Origin of the sequence: Paenibacillus antibioticophila, assembly GCF_000455265.1 — a bacterium.
Lineage (GTDB): Bacteria > Bacillota > Bacilli > Paenibacillales > Paenibacillaceae > Fontibacillus > Fontibacillus antibioticophila.
In genome coordinates this window covers 2,921,115-2,942,133 of record NZ_HG005139.1, presented here as the reverse complement: position 1 = coordinate 2,942,133, position 21,019 = coordinate 2,921,115, and the positions used below count along the sequence as shown (strand labels likewise).

Genomic DNA, 21,019 nt, shown 5'->3' with positions numbered 1-21,019 from the left:
ATCCCTTTTTTATTGGACTTTAAATTCTCTGCTTTCGGGAACAACTCTTCGCTTCGCCAGTGACAATGGCCCATGCCCCTGCATATAATGCTGAGGAGTATTTATTGGGCAAAGGAGAGGACGGTTCTGAAAAAGAAAAGCAAAGCCACGAAACCTGGTAGAGCCAGAAAGTCGCTCTATTATGTGGATAACCCGGACATCAACGAGATGAAATTGTTGGAGAAAATGGCGCTCCATCAGTCTCCGGGCGCTCCCGTTGTGGAGAAGGCTGAGAAGACAGCTATTCCGGTACCCGATACGCCGCTTCTGGATCCGGAGATTATGGCTGCACAGATGGCCCGCAGAATTGTAATGGAAGAATTAGTGAGGGAGAAGCAAGCGGAAGTAAACCAAAAAGGAATCATATACAGCGATGATCTGGCTGATTTTTCGGTTACGGGAGACAAAATCGCTCCTCAAGCGATTGACTCCGGCAAGATTAAGTCAGGATCGATCGGTACGGCCTGGATCGCAGATTATGCGGTGCTCAGCAGCAAGCTGGCCGACGGAGCGGTAGGTTCTTCCAAGCTTGCTCCCCGCTCGATCAAAGGCGAACATATTATCGACGGAGCCATTGAAGGGAGAAGCATTCGCGATCATTCCATCGGCGGGAGCAAGCTGGAAGACAGCAGTATTACGGGAGAAAAGCTGGCGGACGGCATCATTAGCGGTGACAAGCTGGGGGATGGAGCAATCCAGAGTCGGCATCTAAGTCAATGGATCGTCACGAGCGATCTATTGCAGGATCAGGCGGTCTCATCCGATAAGATTGCCAGCGGAGCCATTCGCGCAACGCATCTGGCGAACGGGGCCGTTGATAATTCGAAGCTGGGCGATGGAGCAGTCTCCAGTGCCAAGCTTCGCGACGGAGCCGTTGCCGGGAGCAAGCTGCAGGAAGGAGCCGTAGAAAGCCGTCATCTTGCAACGGATGCGATTACGTCCGATCATTTGGGGGCAGGCCTGATCCGTCAGAAGCATCTTGCATCCGGTATAATCGGCCCGAAGCAGCTGGAGGAAGGGGTGATCCGTGCAGTTCATCTTACCGACAGGGCAATCGGAAGCCGGCATATTACGAGCGGCGCAGTCGAGAAGCTGCATCTTGCACCGGGCAGCATCGGTGCCAACGAGATCGGCATCGGCGAGATCCAGGGACGGCATTTGGCGGATAAATCCATTCTTTCCATCAAGCTCGGCGATCAGGCTGTAGGCACGTCGAAGCTGGTGGATCAAGCAGTGACATCATCCAAGATTGCCGACCAGAGCATTTTGCAGGCGAAAATCGCGGATGAAGCGGTGGTAACCCGGCATCTCGCCAAAGCCTCCATTCAGGGAGAACAATTGGCTGCGGAGGCCGTGAGCTCCCGCCACATTCACCTTGGAGCGATCACAGGAGAGCATCTTGCAGAGGAGGCTGTAGAAAGCCGCCATCTCACCGGCGGGTCGGTGACGGGAAAACAGATCGATAAGGCTGCCATATCGGGAGTTCATCTGGCCGAAGGCGCCGTCTCCGGCCGCCATCTTCAACCGGGAAGTATTACTGGGGAGAAGCTGGCGGATGGAACGATAACAGGCGGCAAGCTGGCTGAGGGCTCTATTACCGAGAATTTGATCGGATTGGAGCAGATCACGTCCAGACATATCGCCTCAGGATCCCTTTTTCGCAGGCACTTCTCGGAAAATTGCATCGAGGGCAGTCTGCTGCAACCCGGCAGCATCGGCGAGGAGCAACTGGGAAATGGGGCCGTCTTCTCAAGGCACCTGCAGGACGAGGCGGTGACTGGGCTCAAGCTGTCGCCGGAGAGCGTGACAACCGATAAACTGAATGACGCTGCGGTAACCTCCTATAAGCTTGCCGATGGCAGTGTCATTGCCCCCAAGATTGCAGCAGGGACAATTGAGGCCGGACATCTGGCAGACGGTGCTGTAACCAGCCCGGCTATCCAGTCGGGAGCCGTAACCGGCGACAAGCTGGCGCATGGCGCAGTGGGATCGGTCCACTTGATCGACGAAAGTATCACAGGTCGGCACTTGAAGGAGCAGGCGATCCAGCAGGCGCATCTCGGTGAACAGGCGGTATGGAAGCAGCACCTGTCACAGGAGCTTCAACAACAGGGGCTATTGCCTGCGGCTGGCATTCGCGGAGATCAGTTGCAATCCGGCAGCATTGGAAGCGATCATTTACAGGGAAGGGCCATCACCTCGGATCATATCGCTCCAGGCTCCATCAGGCCGGAGCATCTGGCGATCACGCCGGTATTTTCCTTGATGGATGAACCCGTCCTGCAGCAATTCGGGATGGGCGCATTTCTGCTCTCCCCGAACGAGACCTCGACAGAGGTGAGCATTCCATTTGACCGCCCCTTTGCCAATACCCAGTATTCTGTTGTCGCCATGACCAATCAACCGGCATACTACGTGACCTTAAAGCGCCAAACAGAGGAAGTGGCAATCATGGAAGTGACGAGACTGTTCGAATCCGAGGTCAACTACGGCCTGATTACATGGATTGCCATCGGTGAGCAATAACGGTGTAATGAAGCGGCTCCCAGCGCTGTCGGGAGCCGCTGGCATGCGCCCTGGCTCATTTTTCACACAAGAGTGATAAATGTTGCTGGGGCTGTGATTTTTTCTACAGATTCTTCTTTTTTTTCTTAGTATCATAAATCAACGCCAAATGCCGGATTTTTCTGTATAGCATTAAATGTGAAAAAAATCACGTTTTATGTGAGAGGCTGGCGGTTGGGAAATGGTCGAGGGGGAGGATGGTTCAAGAGGGGAAAGATGTACAATGACTGATCTCCGTACATCAAAGGTGCTACATACTTCTTAATTTATGTAAAGGAGAGGGAAAGAATTTGAAAAAATTTATTGCCGTTACACTTAGTGCGACAATGGTATTGTCAACGCTTGCGCTGACCGTAGATTTATCACCGCTGAAAATCAATAACATCGATGCAGTCTCTGCAGCATCAGAGGAAGCTTCAACCGCCCCGGCCAAGGAGCCTGCCAAGACCACTGCACCAACAAAGACCACTACACCAAAGACCACTACACCATCCAAGACGACTACGACGCCGTCCAAGACAACAACCCCGGCGAAGTCGACAACAACGCCAGCCAAGACAACCACTCCTGCAAAGACAACAACAACGCCAAAAACAGAACCTGTTGCTGAGCCCGTGGTAACACCGGCCAATCCGTACAAGGATGGCGTCTATGTTACTTACGGCAACGCCTATTCCAAGGGAACTGAAGGAGCCAAGGTCACCATTAAGGATGGCAAGGTAGCGGATTTGGAACTGCTGCGTACCAGTCCTAAGCTGATCGACCGCGATGTTCGCAACAATTACAGCGGACTCTGGCAAGCCTATGAGCCAGTGGCAAACAGCATCATCGGCAAGACCCGGGAACAGGCTGCTGAAGTTGATGTGGTCTCCGGCGCAACCCGTTCGTGTGATGGCTGGAAGCTTGCCGTGGACCGTGCCTTTGAAAGAGCGCTTGTAGAGAAACCTGCTGGCAAGGTTTACTTCGAAGGTGAGCACATGGGTGTCGATCCTGAAGGCAAATATATGGTGTTTGCGAATTATGATGCCAACCGCCTGCTCGGCGTTAAGGTATATCCGCTGACTGAGAAGGGCGAGGCCATTGATGAAGCAACCATGACTGCTGAACAGGCCAAAGAGGTATACACACTGGCTAATGCCCTGCTCTATCAAGGCACAAAGGCTGTGGCAGTGAAGGGAATGGAAGCGGAATTCAAGGCTGCAATTAATGCTTTCTGGGATGCCGAACAAAATGCCATGATTGATAATGGCGTGAAGTATATTGACGGATTCTACTCTGCTTATGGCGAGGCAAGAGATAAGGGCGTAGAAAGAGCGGACATTTATATCCGCAACGGCAAGCTCGTAGACGTTCAATTGTACAGACTTGGAGCGAATCTGCTGGACCGTGGAGACACGGCTTATGCCGACGTGGTCAAAGCCAATGCGCCAATGACTGCCAAGCTGCTTGCAAATGGCTCCTATTTTAATAATTACAGTGATGCGGATGCGATCTCCGGAGCAACCGAGAGCAGCCACAGCTGGAATGAAGCCGTAGAGAGAGCGTTTGAGAAAGCGCTGGCTGTACAGGATGGCAAGAAATACTTTGAAGGTACATTTGCAGGGGTAGATAACCAGTCCCGCGTACTCCTTCTTACAGATATTCAGAATGATAAGGTTGCCAAGGTAACGACGTATCTCTTCGATGAAGCAGGCAAGCTGATTAAGAATGAAGACCTGTCCGAAGCTCAACAAGCATTTGTGGCAGCGGCCAATGAGGGTCTCGTGCTGAAGGGCGCAAACTTGGGCTCCATCGGCGGTGAGGGCGGATTGACGCTCGCTGCCAAGGCTGCTTTGCAGGATGCGCTGAACAACGCCTCCAAGACGCAAGGCAATTACCGAGACGGTAAATTCACCGGTTATGGCGGCGCTTATGATAAGGGTGCGAATCAGGCGGATGTCACTCTTCGCAACGGAAAAATCGTAGCGATTGATCTGTACCGTGTAGGCGTTAACATGGTTGACCGCGGGTCCTCCGCCTATGCGGATGTGATCAGAGCGATTCCGATTCTGAAGGCAAGCTTCATCAATGGAGCTACCCGTGAGAATGCTGCACAAGTCGATGCCGTATCCGGCGCTACCAGCAGCAGCGAAGCTTTGAAATCTGCGGTAAGTCAGGCCTACAAGAGAGCAGAGGTTTCGGAATCGTATAAAACGGCCTATGCTAATGGCGTATTTCCGGGTACGAACACCGACAAATCGGTCTATGTCATGGCTACAATCGAGAAGAATATTCCTGTGAAAATGCAAGTCTACTTCCTGGATCAAGCCGGCAAGATTATCGCGGACGACAAGCTCTCCGCCGACCAATTGGCGGTTAGACAAGAGATTGAAGAAGGCACCACGAATGGACTCCATAAATATGGATACCGTCCGGCTGCCTTCGGAGACAGCGATGGAGTGAAGGCAGTCTCCAGCAATGTCGTAGAAGCGATTAAATCAGCGCTTGAAAATGCCGGAATTTAATAGCTGATCATAGCGGGTTGAAACGGGACTATTGAGCAATGCAAGCTTGTTCCCTTCCTTAAGAAGCGGAGCAAGCTTGTTTTTTTGCTGTATAATAGAGGTAGTTCAAAAAGTCATCTTTTGATCACAAGTGGTTCAAGAGGTTGACTCGGCATCGAATCTTACGAAGTGTGTGGAGGAATCGCCCGTGACATTAATTAATCAATTAAATAGCCAGGATGAGTTCGTAGGTTTTTATCTGTTGAAGGAGGTTGAGATCAAGCAAACAAACAATACGCCTCCCAAGGACTATTTGGATATCATATTATGTGACAGTAGCGGTGAACTGCCAGCCAAGCTGTGGGATGCTTCTGCGCTGGACAAGGAAACCTTCTTCCCGATGGGGCTGGTAAAGGTGAAGGGGCTTGTTCAGACTTACCGGGAAAAGCTCCAGATCAAGATTCTTCAGATCAGACCTGCAAAAGAGGAGGATCAGGTTAAGCTTACCGATTTTATTCGTTCTGCGCCGGTTCCGTCCGATACTTTGGTTCAGACTATCACGAAGATTGTTCAGGAAATTAAAGATCCGGAGCTTCGAGAAATCGTAGAGTTCTGTGTTCAAAAGGTGGAGAATCAGCTGGAGCAGGCGCCGGCGGCCAAGACTCACCACCATAACTATTACGGCGGACTGGCTTACCATATGGTTCGCATGCTTGAGCTTGGGGAGTTCCTCTGCAAGCAGCGGCCGTTCCTGAACGCCGACTTGTTAAAGGCGGGGATTATTCTGCATGATATTGCGAAGCCGGAGGAAATGGTTGCCCGGCTGGGCATTGTCTCTGAATACAGCGTACCCGGCAAGCTGCTGGGACATATCGCCATGGCTTCAAGCTGGATTACGGAAGCGGCTCTGAAGCTGGGAATCGCGGCTGATTCCCCGAAGGTAATTGCACTGCAGCATCTGGTGCTGTCTCATCATAATTTGGGGGAATGGGGAAGTCCGGTTCAACCACAAATGGCCGAGGCAGTGGCGCTCCATCACATCGATGCACTCGATGCCAAGATGCAAATGGTGGAGGATGCGATGAACACTACCCCGGACAAGGATGAATGGACCCCTATGATTAGGGGATTGGAAAATAAGGCGATTTACAAGACTCGGATCTAAACGATTTAAATGTTCTGCGCGTATTCAGGTCCTGGTGTTTTCGTCAAAATTACGTACAGGGAAGCATTCTCCTGCCCGTCATTCACATAGGCAAAGGTTTCGTCCCCTTCAAGGTGGATGATATCTCCCTTGCGAAGCTCATAGGCGGTTCCGTCAGCGGTAACCGTTCCTGTACCTTCAAGAGCCAGAATGAAGACATGCGTACCTGGATGCTGATGCGCCGGCAATTGCTGCCCCGGCATGAAGTTAAGCACAAATACGACACTTTCTCCTTTTTGAAAAGCTACTCTTTTCGTAAAACGGGCTTCCTGATATTCCTGCAGGGAGCCCAGCATGTTTTTTTCCATGATTAAATCCCTCCTTGATTGTATTTTACCTGCATATCCAAAAACGAAACTTGATCAGGATCAATTTTGTCATATTCATCTCCAAGGAAAAACCGTATAATCGCAAATGCCGGAATGACACCTTCGGGCGATTACATAGGGAAGGATGCTGCTGCAATGGTCTATAAAGCATTGGAAATGAACAAGCCGGATATTTATTCGTTGGAAGGATTGGAGGTCGGCGTAACCTCAAGCTGCAATTTTCGCTGTGATTACTGCTGTGCATATAAACGAAATGACGGAAACAGCATTGGGGCGGCTCAAATTATCGAAGTGCTTGATCAACTGCCCGGTTTGAAAAGAGTACGCTTGTCCGGCGGGGAAGTGACGCTTAAATTTCAGGACTGTGTTGATGTGGTTGCTTACTGCTCTTCGCGGGGGATTCATACCCAGCTCAATTCCAACGCAAGTCTTCTGAACGAAGAACGAATTCATCAGTTGGCTAGAGCCGGACTGACGAATATCCATATTTCATTTAACTTCATTGATGCCGGTGAGTTCTCCGCCTATTACGGAATCCACCGGAGCATCTATTATAAGATTCGGGAGAATATCTCGATGTGTGTCCAGGCGGGAATAGATACGGTGCTTGAGACCCTGCTGTTCAGTGAGACCGAGCACCGGATGGATGAGATCAGCGACCATGTGTATCAGCTTGGCGTAAGGACCCATGAGATTCAGAACAGCATCATCATGGATCATACCGGCTGGAAATCCATTGCTGCCCGGGAGGCGCTCAAGCAAGCCGTGAACAGCCTGATTGCGAGAAAAAAGCAAGATACAACCCTGTACTTTACCTGCATGGACCGTTTCATGACCGAGCTTGGATTCAAGGAACAGCCGGGCGTGTATTTTCCCCATTGCATTGAAGGAAAGAAGCAGCTTCATCTTCATGGCAACGGGGATATCTTGATATCGGAGCTATGCTATCCCGTCATCATCGGCAACATTTATCAAGGAACCTCTCTGACCCGTCTTTACGAAGAGATGCCGGAGCCTTTACGCGACTTTCTGGATCGGGAGCCTTGTCCTGCCTATGAGGCGCTATTCCCTACTTCACATCAAAATTAAAATACTTGTTCGGAAACGGTTCGTTCTTTAGCGTGTAGTGCCACCATTCCTTGGTATACGGCTTGAAGCTCTGCTTGACCATGGCGGTCTTGAGAATATAGCGGTGCTTGCGCTGCTCCTTGTTGATCAGATCCGTACCATGACTAGAGATCGGTCCAAGAAAATCGACGCGGCTTCCCATATCGACTTCCTCACCGGTCCGCTTAAAGACCATGGTCACATCCACCGTGCTGCCTCGGGAGTGCCCGGATTTCGAAGAGAGGTATCCTGACTTGAACAGGTTCTTCTTGTCTACATCCGGATAGAAAATTTCCTTCATTAAAGTGTCCTTCGGATCCTTGGACCATGCAATAAAATGGTTCACTGCTTTTTGCGGGCGATAGGCATCGATGATCTTGAGGCGGTATCCTTGACTCTCCAGATCCTCATTGACTTTCTTCAAGGCATTTGCGGCTTCCTTGGTCAATATAGCCAGCGGTGCTTCATACCCGTCGATTTGGGTGCCGATAAAATTCTCTTCACTATAATAACGAATATCGTACAGAGCACTCGGAATGACTTCATCTACGTAGACAAATCCCTTGGGCAGTGTACCGCGTTCTACCGCGGGTGCCGAGGCTTCGGGTGCAGGTGTGGGCGTGGGTGCAGGTGCAGGTGAAGTCACTGTTGCTGCGGTGCCGGAAGCTGCCGTTGCAGGAGCTGCTGCGGCTGCAACCTTGCTCTCGAAGCCGGACGAAGAGGCGAGCATGGTTAGCGCCATACCGAGAGCTGCTAGACGGAGGACATGAGGATAAGCGAGATAAGTCAGCATAATGGAACCTCCCAATAACTACTATATTTTTCTACTATATAATTGTAACGGAAATAGATACGGAATAAACAGCTCTTTTTCATCTCCTAGTCTTTTAATGGCTTGGAGATTTTTCTATTTATTCTATCTTGACGGCAGAAGCAGAAGGCGTTATATTAGTAAATGCTTTAATAATTCAGTATTAATTTATTTAGTTATAAATTATTAACTAGTTAACTAATTTAAAGGAGGAGGTTTGCTGTCATTGGCAGATCGGGAGGCCATATTTGAAGTTTCATCGATGTTCAGGACGCTGGTTAAGGGGATAACCCAGCTGTGGAATAGACAGAAGAACGATAACATCAGTTTTCCCCAGTTCAAGATGCTCTATATGCTGGACCGGAGCGGCTCTCTGAAGGTGTCCGAGCTCGCAGAGCGGCAGGGCCTTACTTCGGCGGCAATAACCGGACTGACTGACAAGCTGCTGGTGGATGGGTATGTGGAGAGAGCCCGCACGGAACAGGATCGACGGGTGGTTATGATCTCGATTACCGAGAAAGGCCGCGAGATGGTCGCCAAGCTAAGCGAAAGTCAGCGTGAGACGCTTCTGTTGGTATTTTCTGACCTTAGCGATGAGGACATTGATCATTTGAAGCGGATCTACTCCATTTTGCTTGGAAATCTGGATAAACTGTAGCACGTTCAGATCATTCTATAAGACAGAGAGAAAAAGAAATCAGAACAGGATTCAAGAACAACGAGGTGGAGAGAGAAGAATGGAACATTTAACACAGAAACGCAAACTATCAATTATGGTAGCCGTTATGGCCGCCATGTTCTTTGCCGCGATCAACCAAACGATCGTCAGTACGGCAATGCCGCGTATTATTTCAATACTGGATGGTATGGATTATTATACCTGGACCATCAATATATATCTGCTGACTTCAACCATTGCTACGGTACTCGTCGGCAAGCTGTCCGATATGTTCGGACGGAAGCCATTTATTCTGTTAGGTATATTATTGTTCATGATCGGGGCCTTCCTGACAGGAACCTCGGATAATGTATTTCAATTTATTACTTACCGGGGGATTCAAGGGATAGGAGCGGGGATTATCCAGTCGACCGCCTTCACGGCAGTAGGCGACCTGTTCGCGCCGCGCGAGCGCGGGAAATGGATGGGCTTTATGACAGCCATCTTTGGCTTCTCCAGTGTACTTGGTCCGACACTAGGCGGATACTTGGTCGATCATCTGGATTGGCACTGGCTGTTCTGGATCTTCCTGCCGCTTGGTATTGTTGCCTTCATTATGATTCTGACCTTGTTCCCGAAGGTGGAGCGCAAGCCAGGCGAGAAGATCGACCTTCTGGGCTCGTTGTTCATGACAACAACGATTGTCCCATTGTTGCTGGCTTTTTCGTGGGCAGGCACCCAGTATTCATGGGGCTCAGCGCAAATTCTGGGGCTGCTGGCAGCAACGATTGCTTCCGGAATTATCTTCGTTATTGTTGAATTGTATTCAAGCAACCCGATCCTGCCTATGCATCTGTTCAAGAACAGTGTAGTTACCATTTCCAATCTTATCGGATTTATTATGAACTTCGGAATGATGGGGGCATTGATCTACATTTCGTTCTTCGTGCAAGGGGTCATGGGAATCTCCCCAACCTATGCGGGTTATGTGACTATGCCGATGTCGATTTTCATGGTGATAACAAGTGCATTGACCGGTCAATTAATCGCCAAATCCGGCAAATACAAACGCTTCGCCCTGATCGGCATGCCGATTATGATTGCAGGGATGGCATTAATGGTATTCATGAACAGTGTGTGGATGGCAATCGTGAGCATGATCATATTTGGCCTGGGTCTTGGCCTGGGCATGCCCGTCTTCTCATTGGCAACGCAAAATGCCGTACCACATAAGGAGCTTGGCGTTGTTACAGCATCCTCCCAGTTGTTCCGTAATCTTGGCGGTACAATCGGGATCGCAGTGATGGGAACGGTCATGTCGAACAGCCTGACTCGTAACCTGAAAAATGCAATGGGCTCAGCCAGTGCCGACCTCAGCGGCCTTAATCCGGAGATCGCCCAGAAGATGGCTTCCTTCGCGAACCCGAATCAATTGATGAACAAGCCGCTGATCGAACAGACACAAGCGAGTCTGCCAACAGAAATTCAGCCGATATTTGCTCAGTTGATTCAAAGCATCCGCGATATTCTGGGTGACACTTTGTCTCTTGTCTTCTTGACAGGGACTCTGGTTCTGGTCATCGCCTTCTTCCTGGTCTTCTTCCTGAAGGAGCTGCCGCTGCGCACGTCGAATCAGGCTGCCGGTGCACCCGTGGAATCGGGAAAAGTGACAGGGGAGCCTGCAGCATCGGAATAAGGAAATGATCTTCAACATAATGAAATACCTCCGCCATTTGGCCGGAGGTATTTTTATTTTTAAACACGTCAAATTGCGAAGAAATGTACTTGAAGCACTCAGGCAATTGTTCTATGATTACCATGTGTTTTCGCTTTCATTTTACATATAAGGAGTAGTAACGATGCCGATTATTGATATGCCGATGCCCGAATTGCTGAAGTACCAAGGGATCAGTCCCAAACCGGAGGATTTCGATCAGTACTGGGCCAGAGCACTTGCGGAATTGGAGGCTGTAGATCCCAAGGTTGAGCTGGTGCCAAGCGAGTTTCAGGCTCCGCAGGCGGAATGCTTCGATCTATATTTTACAGGGGTGCAGGGGGCGAGAATCCATGCGAAGTATGTAAGGCCCAAAGCGGCTGCGACTCCGCATCCTGCCGTTCTGCAGTTCCATGGATATGCCTGGAACAGCGGCGACTGGAATGACAAGCTGGCCTATGCTTCAATCGGTTATTCCATTGCAGCAATGGATTGCCGGGGACAGGGAGGCAGGTCTGAGGATGCTGGGCAGGTAAAGGGCACAACGCTTCGGGGACATATTATTCGCGGACTTGATGATCATCCGGATAAGCTCTTGTTCCGCCAGATTTTTCTGGATACTGTACAGCTGGCTCGAATTGTGATGAGCTTCCCCGAAGTGGATGAGCAGCGTGTTGGGGCCATGGGCGGCTCTCAGGGCGGCGGCTTGACCATTGCTTGCTCAGCGCTGGAGCCACGGATCAAGCGCCTGGCTCCGGTATACCCGTTCCTTAGTGATTACCGCCGGGTATGGGAGATGGATCTGGCTAAGGATGCTTATGAAGAGCTTCGCAATTTCTTCCGTTTTCACGACCCGCTGCATAAGCGGGAGGAGGAGATATTCAACAAGCTGGGCTATATTGATATCCAGCACTTAGCTGACAGGATTCAAGGCGAGGTGCTGATGGCGGTCGGTCTGATGGATACGATTTGCCCGCCATCAACCCAATTTGCAGCCTATAATAAGATTCAAGCGCCGAAGCAACTCGAGGTCTATCCTGACTTTGGACATGAATACCTTCCGGGATTCGGCGACCGGACCCTGCAATTCATGCTTGGACTGTAAGAAATGAGGCCATCATAACGGAGCGGAGAGATTGAGGTTGAGGACAGAGATGAAGGATGGGGATCGCAAGGATAAGCAGGTCCTGGTTCTCCGATGGTTAAATTTTTGGCAGTACGCTATTCTGGCCGTGGTGGCGCCTTTTTTGCCGCTCTATTTCTCGAACCAGGGCTATTCCTCTTCACAGATCGGGTTTCTTATGGTTATCGGCCCGTTTGTGGCAAGTCTGGTTCAACCGATGTGGGGGTATGTTAGCGACCGCCTTCAGGCGGTGAAGGCGATCATTTTTGTCCTATGGATCCTCGCTATTGCCAGCAGTGTTGTCTTGTTTCATGCAGGCTCTAATTACGTTCTTACCTTGGTATTTGTGCTGGCCTTGTACTTTTTCTTTCAGCCGTCCATGCCGCTGGTGGACAGTATATCGGTTCAGTCCGCGTCGCGAAGAGGAATTTCTTATGGCTCGGTAAGGCTGTTCGGCTCCATGGGATATACGATGATATCCCTGACAGGAGGCGCAATTCTGGCCTTGCTGGGCGGGATTACCCGTCTGCCCTACTTGTTATGGGCTGTGTGGGCGATTCCCTTGCTGCTGCTCATCTTCCTGAAGGATGAGCCGGCTGAGGGCGGCGGTATGACGCTTAAGTCGCTGGGTGCCATTTTCAAGAATAAGTCGTTTCTCTGGTTTCTTGCGCTTGTCTTTATCATTTCGGTGCCGCACCGGCTCAACGATGTCATGCTCGGTCTGTACATGAAAGAATTAGGCGCAACCGATTCGATGGTAGGCTGGGCGTGGGCGCTTGCAGCTGCCGTGGAAATTCCGGTGTTCGCTTTGCTGGGCAGATATTTGCACAAAATTCATGAGTTTGCCCTGCTGGGCATAGTCGGTCTTTTATATGCATTACGATGGTTGATCTACTATGTAACGGATGAGCCGTGGGTGCTGTTGTTCTTGCAGGCGGGAGCCGCACTGACCTTTGCCATTTTCTGGCTGGTTGCGATGCACTACGTCGCCCGGGTTCTCCCGCCTGAGCTGGGAGCGACAGGCTTTTCTTTGCTCAGCATGGTATATCTGGGTCTGGCAGGCATGTCAGGCGGATTGATCGGGGGGAGTCTCAACGATTTGTATGGGGGTGAGAGTATGTACCTGTTCGCATCCCTGGTTTCGCTCATCGGGGGAGTGCTCTTCCTGGGAACGCACTATCTTTCTAGACGAAGAAATCAGTAAGCTTCTTTGGCTCAGCTTATCTAAAATGACAAAAATAATAGCCGTCCAGCCGCGCGTATCGGAGCGCAGCAGGACGGCTATGTTATATAATGTGAAATTTTATGCCCGAGGCTTGAAGATCCCGAACGGACGCCCTACCGGAAGAAAGCTTCTTCCGAAATGGACATTCAGCACCGCAGCTCCGGCTCCATAGAGCGAGAGAAGTCCGATACAGAGCTCGGCCCATGCTGCCAGAGCGTGGGAGAATTCAGGAATAATGCCGAAGGCATCCAGACTTAGACCGAGGAACAGGACATCAATCAGCGCAAAAATAAAGAATAGTACTTTATGCGTCTCCATCGCACCGATGGTCATAAATATCGTAAAAATAAGATAGCCAAGAAAGGCGAATCCCAACTGCTTGCCGTCCACCCCGGAAGCAAGCTCAGCCCCGAATACGCCCAGCTTGATCAACCAGCTTGTCCCCATAGCAAACCAGAAAAAGGCGTATGCGCCGAATGCGGTCATACCGAAGGTGTTGTTATGCTTGCCGTCCTGAATACTGGCAAATAACTGAGCGAAGGCTCCGAGGAAGATAGCCCATGGAATGGCGTAGCTAAGACCGTCGGTCCATCCCAGCTTTTGCGAGGACGCGACCAGGGTAACGATCGCCAACCCGAATAAGCCGATTCCGCTCGGATCAGCTGTAACGATTTTTACTTGTGTAGATGTTGCGTTGTGCATAGTGTAAGTTGAGCCTCCATAGTTCATTTGCAGCCATTCCTCCGATACCGCGGAATGGACATATGGATGTATTGTAACTGACAACCAGGAGTACGTACAGTGGTTATTTTGTTACATTCTTGGAGCAGTAAAATATCTATATAAGTTGAACTAAAGATTGTACACTGGAGGCAACGTGTGAAGTGTGCTTACGATCGCTGTCAAATAAAGAGGGGGCGCCAAAGTTCATCAGCTAAGCTGACCGACTTTTGGGCCCCTCTTTTATGCTGCTTAGCCCTTGACAGCACCTGCGGTTAAGCCGCTGACGATATACTTTTGACCAAACAAATACAGGATAAAGACCGGTAGCGAGGTCAGCACCAGATTTGCGAAGATCAGATTCCAGTCCCGGCTGAACTTGCCATAGAAATTGTAGATGGATAACGGCATGGTCCAGGTCGAGCTGTCGGTCAAGAAGTAGAGCGGAATCGTAATATCATTCCAGACCGACATGAACACCATGATTGCGACAGTGGCATTGACGGGCAGAATCAACGGGGTAACAATCCGGAAGAATACACTGAAGACGCCGGCACCCTCCAGAAAGGCAACCTCGTCCAGTGCCTTCGGTATGGTCTTGATAAATCCGCTGTACAGAAATACGCTAAAGGCCGTATTTAACGAGGCGTAAATGAGAATAACACTGGTTACGCTGCCATAGAAGCCCATCCATTGGACGATGCGGATCGTAGTGATGGTGGACATCGGGGCAATCAGCCCCATAAAGAAATACATATACAGGGTATTCGCGAATTTGGTCTCCCGCCGCGCCAAAATAAAGGATGCAGCCGAGGAAGCAACAATATTGATGACGGATGAGATGCCCGTGATTACAACACTATTCAAGAAGGCCCTTCCGATGCCTCCCTCTCTAAACACCGTCATATAGTTGGAGAACATCCATTTCTTGGGGAACTTCAAGGAGAAGTCCAATACTTCAGCACTGGTCTTGAAGGAGCCGATAATCATGATCATTACGGGCAGCAAGATCAGCAGGGAAGAAAGCAGCAAGAACCCTTCAACGATATAATTGCGGATTGTGAGTTTACGTGAGAATCCCATTATTCAGCAACCTCCTTTCGCCGCATGAAGATTAACAGCGGAATCGCAATAATGGTGACGGCGACGAAGAGCAAGGTATTGATGGCCGTGCCCAGGCCCCAATTGCCTTCTCCAAAGGCACGCAAAATAATGGTGCCCACTACCTGGGAAGCGTTGCCCGGTCCTCCGCCGGTAAGGACGAAGACCTCGGAGAACACCTTGAGTCCGCCGATCAGGGTGAGCATCACGTTAATGTTGATGGCAGGGAGCAGCAAAGGAAGCGTGATATTCGTGAATTTCTTCCAGGAGCCTGCACCGTCAATCGTGGCGGCCTCGTAATATTCGTTGGAAATGGACTGCAGGCCAGCCAAATAGATCGCCATCTGGAATCCGGCATGCTGCCATATTGAAATCATAGCAATGGTGAAGACGACGATATTCGGGTTGGTCAGCCAGGCTTGAGATAGAGAGTGAAGCCCGAGCGTATCGAATACATGGTTCAGCGTACCTTCTGTTCTTAAAATCGGCGTAAAGATGATTCCGATCACAAGAATGCTAAGAATCGATGGCGAGTAAAAAATAGCGCGCAGAAGATTGCGGGTTCTCAGCTTCATATTTAAAGCAACCGCGAGCGCAATTCCGACTAAATTTTTGCCGAGCACGGTCACTACTGCGAAGATCAACGTGTTCTTGAGGGCGAGGATCAGTGTTTTATCTGAAAAAATGGTCCGGAAATTGTTCCAGCCGATGAATTCCAGGGTCAACCGATCCATCCGCCAATCCGTAAAGGAGTAGTAGAAGCCTGCAAATGCAGGTATGACGAAGAAAATCGAGTAAATCAACAAAGCAGGCAACACTAGATAATAAGAGTAGAGTTGCTTGGTTGTTTTCATTTCTCACACCCCATTTGTGCCAGGGGCAGCACAAGCTCCGCTTCCGCAGAAATTATGCTGCCATTGCACTGTCTATTTTAGAAGCCAGGAACCTGCTTGTCTGCCATCAGTTGATTAAACTTCTCATCCCATGCCTTGAGCAGCTCTTCCGGCGTCAAGCCTCCCGCGAACTGATCTTGAAGCATCCGGTACAATTCGTTACGGTCAACCAGCATGTAAGCATCTGTGGTCAGGACCGTTCTCTTCGGGGTAATGTAGAGATCTACGATTTCCTGCTTGTACTCTGGCAAAGCCGGTGTCGTTACATCGTTAAAGTTGGATACATAGCCTTTAGAATCTACAATTTGCTGAGCAATTTCTTTGGAAGCCATAAAGTCCAGGAATTTCTTAGCCTCCTCGATGTGCTTGGCTGTCTTCGGAATGAACAGCTGTCCGCCCAGCGGACTGGCTCCAAGACTAGGGTTATCGATGGCCGGGATCGGGAAGACGCCCAATCTCATGTCAGGATCTTGCTGCGCAACCCCTTCAATCAGCCAATCCCCCATGAACATCATAGCGACTTCTTTGTTGAGGAATTTGCCTACGGCCATGTCATAGCTGTCACTGAGGACGTCGGTGTTGGTGTACCCCATTTTATAGATGTCATATTGCTGCTGCAGGAAGGTCTGGAATTCAGGAATGTCCGACCATTTCCGCTTGTTGTTGTTCAGTTCGTCAAAGAAGGCCGGGTCGGTTCTGGAGACAAAATCTGCAAATGCAGCTGCCGGCCAGATGTTAATCGCCCAATTGTCCTTGTACGGCATAAAGACAGGCGTGGTGCCGCTCTCTTTGATCTTTTCACATACGGCCAGAAATTCTTCATAGTTGTTTGGAATGGAGAGACCCAGTTCTTCGAAGATGTCCTTATTATAGACGACACCTTGCATCCCGGTATCTTGGCTGACATGGAAGCTGTAAATGTGTCCATAGGCAGACAGCACATCCTTGTTTAATAGGCGGCTGGCCCAAGGCTCGTCATCAAGAATCTCGAAGTTGCGCTCCAGGTTCAGATCCGTGGTAGCGCTGGCCAGGTTGTATTGGATAATGTCAGGCGCTTCCTCAACGGCGAGTTTGGTCTGAAGCACGGTTGTTGTCTGTTCCGCAGGAATCAATTGCAGATTCACCTTGATATTGGTCTGCTTCTCAAACTCATCGAGCAGATCCTGTTGAATAAAGGCCGAGTCCTGCGAGCTTTTGGAAATAGCCAACTCAATCGTTACCTTTTTTCCGCTGCTCTCTTTAGCTGTCGAGTTGTCTCCCGCACCCCCGGATTTGGAGCCTCCGGAACCACAGGCGGTCAATGCGAGGATCAATAATCCAGCGGTGAGTATTCCTGCTGCTTTCCTTCCTTTTCTCATAAAGAACATCCCCCTAACCTCTATTTGAATGCGCTTACAGGTAAAGTATAGAATGGATTGCCGACAGGGTACATGTTTGTGCATGACAAATGATGTGTAAAATTCTGAACTTGAAGCCATTGTCAAATTTTGTGGAATAATGGTACATTTGATGCAAAGTGCAGGATGAGAGAGAGGGGCTGCCCATGATCAAGAGGATGATGGACCGATTTCACATTAGTCTTCAAACAAGAGTGTTTTTGACGCTTGTCATCCTGCTGCTGTTTGTATTGGGGTGCTTCATGATCTATGTGAACCAGATGGTGATCTCCCCCTTGAAAGAGAGGACCCTGGAGGAAAAAGTCGAGACGGCCGCCGGGATAAGCGGGCAGATTGATGTCTATATCGACAGCCAAAATCAGCTGTCACAGCGAATTTTGGCGAGCAAGGATGTATTCGCGATTCTTGAGAAGAGGAATCAGTCTGTGCCGTTGGTGGAAAGATTGCAGCAGAACCGAAGGCTGCTGGATATTATGTTTCAGGCCATTGGACCGCGAATGAATATCAAGGATATGACCATTTACGATCTGGAGGGCAATCCGCTTGTTGCCTATATCGGCTTGCAGACGAACCCGCAGACCCTTGAGCTGCCGCTGGCTGACGGAAGAGCAGATACGGCCTGGAGTGGTGTCGGCTTTCTGCTGCGTCATCAGGACAGCGATCTGTCCTTTATCCGTGCGATTTCGAATCAGAATGGCCGGGTGTACGGGTACTTATCGATTCAATTGGATGAGGCCTATATCGAGCGGATTACGGAAGGTGCAGCCCTCGGTGCGGTGTATGTGCTTGATGGAAGCGGGAACAGGATATCCGGCAGCTCTGATGATGAACATATTCAACTGACAGCCGTTACGGACGGACAAGGCGTATATGTGGACCCGTATAAGAACTACATTTCCTATCACCAATCTCCAAGCACTGGATGGACGGCCTATCTCGTTACTCCCAAGCAGGATGTAACCGGGCCTATCAATTCGATTATCAAAGTATCCGTTCTGCTCATTACGTTATTAATGCTGGTTTCGTTCGTATATATTTATCTGTCTACCCGCAATCTGTTGCTCCCGATTCGCAGGCTGCGCAGTCAGATATGGCGGCTTAGCTACAGCAATATGAATATTAAGCAGGATTACTCCCGGCGTCAAAATAATGAATTGATTTTGCTGAATGAGGCCTTTCAGGACTTGATGAACCGGCTGCAGGAATCGATTGAGCGGGAAAAGGCGGCCTTGCATGAAGAGGTGAAGGCGAGGAATTCGGCGCTGCAGGCCCAGATCGCCCCTCACTTTATTCACAATGTCCTTTATTTGATCAGTATCGCGGCCCAAGAGGGGAAGAGTCATCTCGTATCGGACATGTGCAAGCATTTATCAGACAGCCTGCGGTATATTGTGTCCTCCCCTTATGCTCATGTCACCTTGGCGGAGGAGCTGGAGCATACCCGGCATTACCTGTCTTTGGTGCAGCAGAAGTATGAAGAGGATCTCGTCTGGGAGATTCATGCGGACGCCTTGTCGCACAGCATTCAGTTGCCAAGGCTGACGATTCAGCCTTTCGTCGAAAACTGTATTGAGCATGCTTTTCTGGAAAAGAGCCCTCCCTGGCAGATCAAGATTACGGTCAAGCAGTTTAATGGACTGTGGGTGCTGGAGATTAAGGATAACGGGTCAGGATTCCATCCGGACAAGCTCGAGGAGATCAAGGATAGTCTCGGGATAACGGATTCAGGAGTCCTTGAAGGAAGGGACGACCATGTGTCGATCGGCAATATGGGCATCGTCAACAGCGTTCATCGCTTGAAGCTGATGTACCAGAATCGGCTGTTCTTTAATATCTTTAATCATGCGGATGGAGAAGAGGGAGCTACGGTTCAGATTATCGGCTCCCTTACAAGAGAATTCTACTAGAAGGGGGCGGGGATCGTGTATCGAGTACTCATTGCGGAAGACAGCAAGCCGATATTGCGGAATATTCAGTCTCTGCTCACTTCCCTAGAGCTGCCGCTGGAGCTTGCCGCCAAGGCTGCAAATGGAGAAGAAGCCTTGGAAATGATCCGTAAACAGCACTTTGATCTGCTGCTGACGGATATCCGCATGCCTAAAATGGATGGTCTCGCACTCATTGAGCAAGCTAAACAGCTTCATCCTCGTCTGCTTGCGGTTCTTATTAGCGGCTATAATGACTTTGAGTACACCCGTAAAGCGATTAACCTGCAGGTCTTCGACTATTTGCTGAAGCCGGTGGAGCGTAAGCAGCTTGCGGAGGTGATGGAGCGGGCAATGAAGCAGCTCAACAGCCAAGGCCATGAAGAGCTTGAGAGCTGGAAGGAAATTGTTGATCTGCGGGAAGTGCCGGATCCAGATTGGAAAGGGCTTCAGCTCTACGGAAATATCCTGCTGATATTGCAAAAGCAGCCTTTTTCCAAGGGGAGCGCAGACTGGAGCAGACAAGCTGTTCAGCAACATGCGGCTGAATTCTTTAAACCGCATGGCTGCTGGGTTTACCCGTCCTGGAATCCCAAGCAGATGCTGGCTGTCGTTCCAAAGGCGGCGATGGAGGGTTATGGCTCTTTGAATGAGTGCATGAACAATCTGCGCAAGCATCTGGAGCAGATCGGGCTGTCCGTATCTATAGCAGGGCGGAGCCAGTCGCTGGAGCCGGGCATGCTCAAGGGAGTCTATCACCAAATGTCGGATCTGCTTCAGGCGCGTCTGCGAATCAAGCAAAGTATCGTTGTGGATGGAGACCATGCGGTCCTTCAATCGGCCGCCGACACGGATCAGGAAAGCATGGAGAGAGAGCTTCTGGCAAGCTTTACAGAGATGCTGCGGGGATATCGCAAGGAGCAGCTTCTGCTGAAGGGAAAGGAGCAACTATCCAGATGGGCGGAGGAGGACGCTCGGCTGGCTCAGCTGGAGCGATTTATCCGTACGCTTAAGGGAGCCTTCCTGCAAGCAGGCGCAGAACTGAACGCCGACATCCGGGTAAGGATTGAAAAGGAGGCCAGTCATCTGTTGAACGCAGATAGTTATGAAGATTTCTGCAGCCGATTCGAGGCCTGGTTGAAGCAGGTCTTCGAGCAGCTGCAATCCCTTCGGCGTAAAAGTGCGGAGGAGCTGTTCCGGCAGATTGATCAGTACATCCGGAGCAATTTATACTCCCAGCTTTCGATTACGGATATCGCCCGAAAGTTTCATGTGAGCCCCTCCTATGTCAGCAGAATTATGAAGAGATGTGCGCAGAGCTCTTTTGTGCAGTATTACACCCGTTTAAAAATCACTGAAGCCTGCAGGCTGATGGCTGACAGAAGCGATATGAAGGTGAAGGAGGTTTCGGACGCCCTGTCCTTTAGCGACCAGCATTATTTCTCCAAAGTATTCAAAGAATATACCGGATTAAGTCCCACGGAGTATAAGGAGAGGCATCAGAGCCAGGGATAGATTCGTAGAAATCGCGATCTATGACTATCATCAATAAAACTGATAAAAAAATTTCCAGTAAATTTACTGTTATTTATGTAATTTATTAGCATTATATGATATATTAGGGACAGGAGCTGATTCTACTAAAATTTAACAGAGCTGCTCCGCTATTTTTAAATTCAAGGAGGTGAGTAGAAGCTTTGGGTCAAGAAACCTTTACTCAGAAAG

16 protein-coding genes are annotated in these 21,019 nt (G+C 49.9%); 10 read left to right on the top strand and 6 right to left on the bottom strand.

Features of this window, described 5'->3' with window-relative positions; genetic code table 11:
• The first annotated feature begins 183 nt into the window (after nt 1–183).
• The 3 genes from TX85_RS13405 to TX85_RS13395 all read left to right on the top strand — a co-directional run bounded on the left by TX85_RS13405 (nt 184) and on the right by TX85_RS13395 (nt 6,252).
• Nucleotides 184–2,565 (top strand): WIAG-tail domain, encoded by a 2,382-nt coding sequence (locus TX85_RS13405; protein WP_222860709.1) that lies wholly within the window; start codon nt 184–186, stop codon nt 2,563–2,565.
• Between the two features lie 329 nt (nt 2,566–2,894).
• On the top strand, nt 2,895–5,108 hold the full coding sequence (locus TX85_RS13400; protein WP_044479607.1) for an FMN-binding protein: 2,214 nt from the start codon (nt 2,895–2,897) through the stop codon (nt 5,106–5,108).
• Nucleotides 5,109–5,295: 187 nt separating this feature from the next.
• Entirely contained in the window at nt 5,296–6,252 is a 957-nt protein-coding gene (locus tag TX85_RS13395) for a 3'-5' exoribonuclease YhaM family protein (protein WP_044479606.1), read from the top strand.
• 5 nt (nt 6,253–6,257) lie between these two features.
• Here the strand turns inward: TX85_RS13395 and TX85_RS13390 are convergent, their stop codons facing one another.
• Nucleotides 6,258–6,599 (bottom strand): cupin domain-containing protein, encoded by a 342-nt coding sequence (locus tag TX85_RS13390; protein ID WP_044479605.1) that lies wholly within the window; start codon nt 6,597–6,599, stop codon nt 6,258–6,260.
• A 114-nt stretch (nt 6,600–6,713) separates the two neighbouring features.
• On the opposite strand from TX85_RS13390, the gene TX85_RS13385 reads away from it, so the two are divergent.
• Nucleotides 6,714–7,709 carry a radical SAM protein gene (locus TX85_RS13385; protein WP_233500711.1) on the top strand — a complete coding sequence of 332 codons (996 nt, stop codon included), beginning with the start codon at nt 6,714–6,716 and terminating at the stop codon, nt 7,707–7,709.
• On the opposite strand, the gene TX85_RS13380 is transcribed toward TX85_RS13385, so the two are convergent.
• Entirely contained in the window at nt 7,690–8,520 is an 831-nt protein-coding gene (locus tag TX85_RS13380; RefSeq protein ID WP_199558831.1) for a M15 family metallopeptidase, read from the bottom strand. The genes TX85_RS13385 and TX85_RS13380 overlap by 20 nt on opposite strands.
• Nucleotides 8,521–8,764: 244 nt before the next feature.
• Between TX85_RS13380 and TX85_RS13375 the strand changes: the two genes are divergently transcribed.
• The 4 genes from TX85_RS13375 to TX85_RS13360 all read left to right on the top strand — a co-directional run bounded on the left by TX85_RS13375 (nt 8,765) and on the right by TX85_RS13360 (nt 13,237).
• Nucleotides 8,765–9,196 carry a MarR family winged helix-turn-helix transcriptional regulator gene (locus TX85_RS13375; protein WP_101781143.1) on the top strand — a complete coding sequence of 144 codons (432 nt, stop codon included), beginning with the start codon at nt 8,765–8,767 and terminating at the stop codon, nt 9,194–9,196.
• Between the two features lie 79 nt (nt 9,197–9,275).
• Nucleotides 9,276–10,892 (top strand): MDR family MFS transporter, encoded by a 1,617-nt coding sequence (locus tag TX85_RS13370; RefSeq protein ID WP_044479602.1) that lies wholly within the window; start codon nt 9,276–9,278, stop codon nt 10,890–10,892.
• A 163-nt stretch (nt 10,893–11,055) separates the two neighbouring features.
• On the top strand, nt 11,056–12,015 hold the full coding sequence (locus TX85_RS13365) for an acetylxylan esterase (protein WP_044479599.1): 960 nt from the start codon (nt 11,056–11,058) through the stop codon (nt 12,013–12,015).
• A gap of 37 nt (nt 12,016–12,052) precedes the next feature.
• A complete protein-coding gene (locus TX85_RS13360) occupies nt 12,053–13,237 on the top strand; it encodes an MFS transporter (RefSeq protein WP_233500710.1) in 1,185 nt (394 codons plus the stop codon).
• A 99-nt stretch (nt 13,238–13,336) separates the two neighbouring features.
• Here the strand turns inward: TX85_RS13360 and TX85_RS13355 are convergent, their stop codons facing one another.
• The 4 genes from TX85_RS13355 to TX85_RS13340 all read right to left on the bottom strand — a co-directional run bounded on the left by TX85_RS13355 (nt 13,337) and on the right by TX85_RS13340 (nt 17,330).
• Nucleotides 13,337–13,960 carry an acetate uptake transporter gene (locus tag TX85_RS13355; RefSeq protein ID WP_044479596.1) on the bottom strand — a complete coding sequence of 208 codons (624 nt, stop codon included), beginning with the start codon at nt 13,958–13,960 and terminating at the stop codon, nt 13,337–13,339.
• 270 nt (nt 13,961–14,230) lie between these two features.
• On the bottom strand, nt 14,231–15,061 hold the full coding sequence (locus TX85_RS13350; protein ID WP_044479595.1) for a carbohydrate ABC transporter permease: 831 nt from the start codon (nt 15,059–15,061) through the stop codon (nt 14,231–14,233).
• Nucleotides 15,061–15,933 (bottom strand): carbohydrate ABC transporter permease, encoded by an 873-nt coding sequence (locus tag TX85_RS13345; protein WP_044479594.1) that lies wholly within the window; start codon nt 15,931–15,933, stop codon nt 15,061–15,063. The genes TX85_RS13350 and TX85_RS13345 overlap by 1 nt, the downstream gene beginning before the upstream one ends.
• A 77-nt stretch (nt 15,934–16,010) precedes the next feature.
• Nucleotides 16,011–17,330 carry an ABC transporter substrate-binding protein gene (locus tag TX85_RS13340; RefSeq protein ID WP_044479593.1) on the bottom strand — a complete coding sequence of 440 codons (1,320 nt, stop codon included), beginning with the start codon at nt 17,328–17,330 and terminating at the stop codon, nt 16,011–16,013.
• Nucleotides 17,331–17,515: 185 nt separating this feature from the next.
• Between TX85_RS13340 and TX85_RS13335 the strand changes: the two genes are divergently transcribed.
• Complete coding sequence (locus TX85_RS13335) at nt 17,516–19,276, top strand: cache domain-containing sensor histidine kinase (RefSeq protein WP_044479592.1); 1,761 nt, start codon at nt 17,516–17,518, stop codon at nt 19,274–19,276.
• A 15-nt stretch (nt 19,277–19,291) separates the two neighbouring features.
• Entirely contained in the window at nt 19,292–20,809 is a 1,518-nt protein-coding gene (locus TX85_RS13330) for a response regulator transcription factor (RefSeq protein ID WP_044479590.1), read from the top strand.
• Nucleotides 20,810–21,019 lie beyond the last annotated feature (210 nt).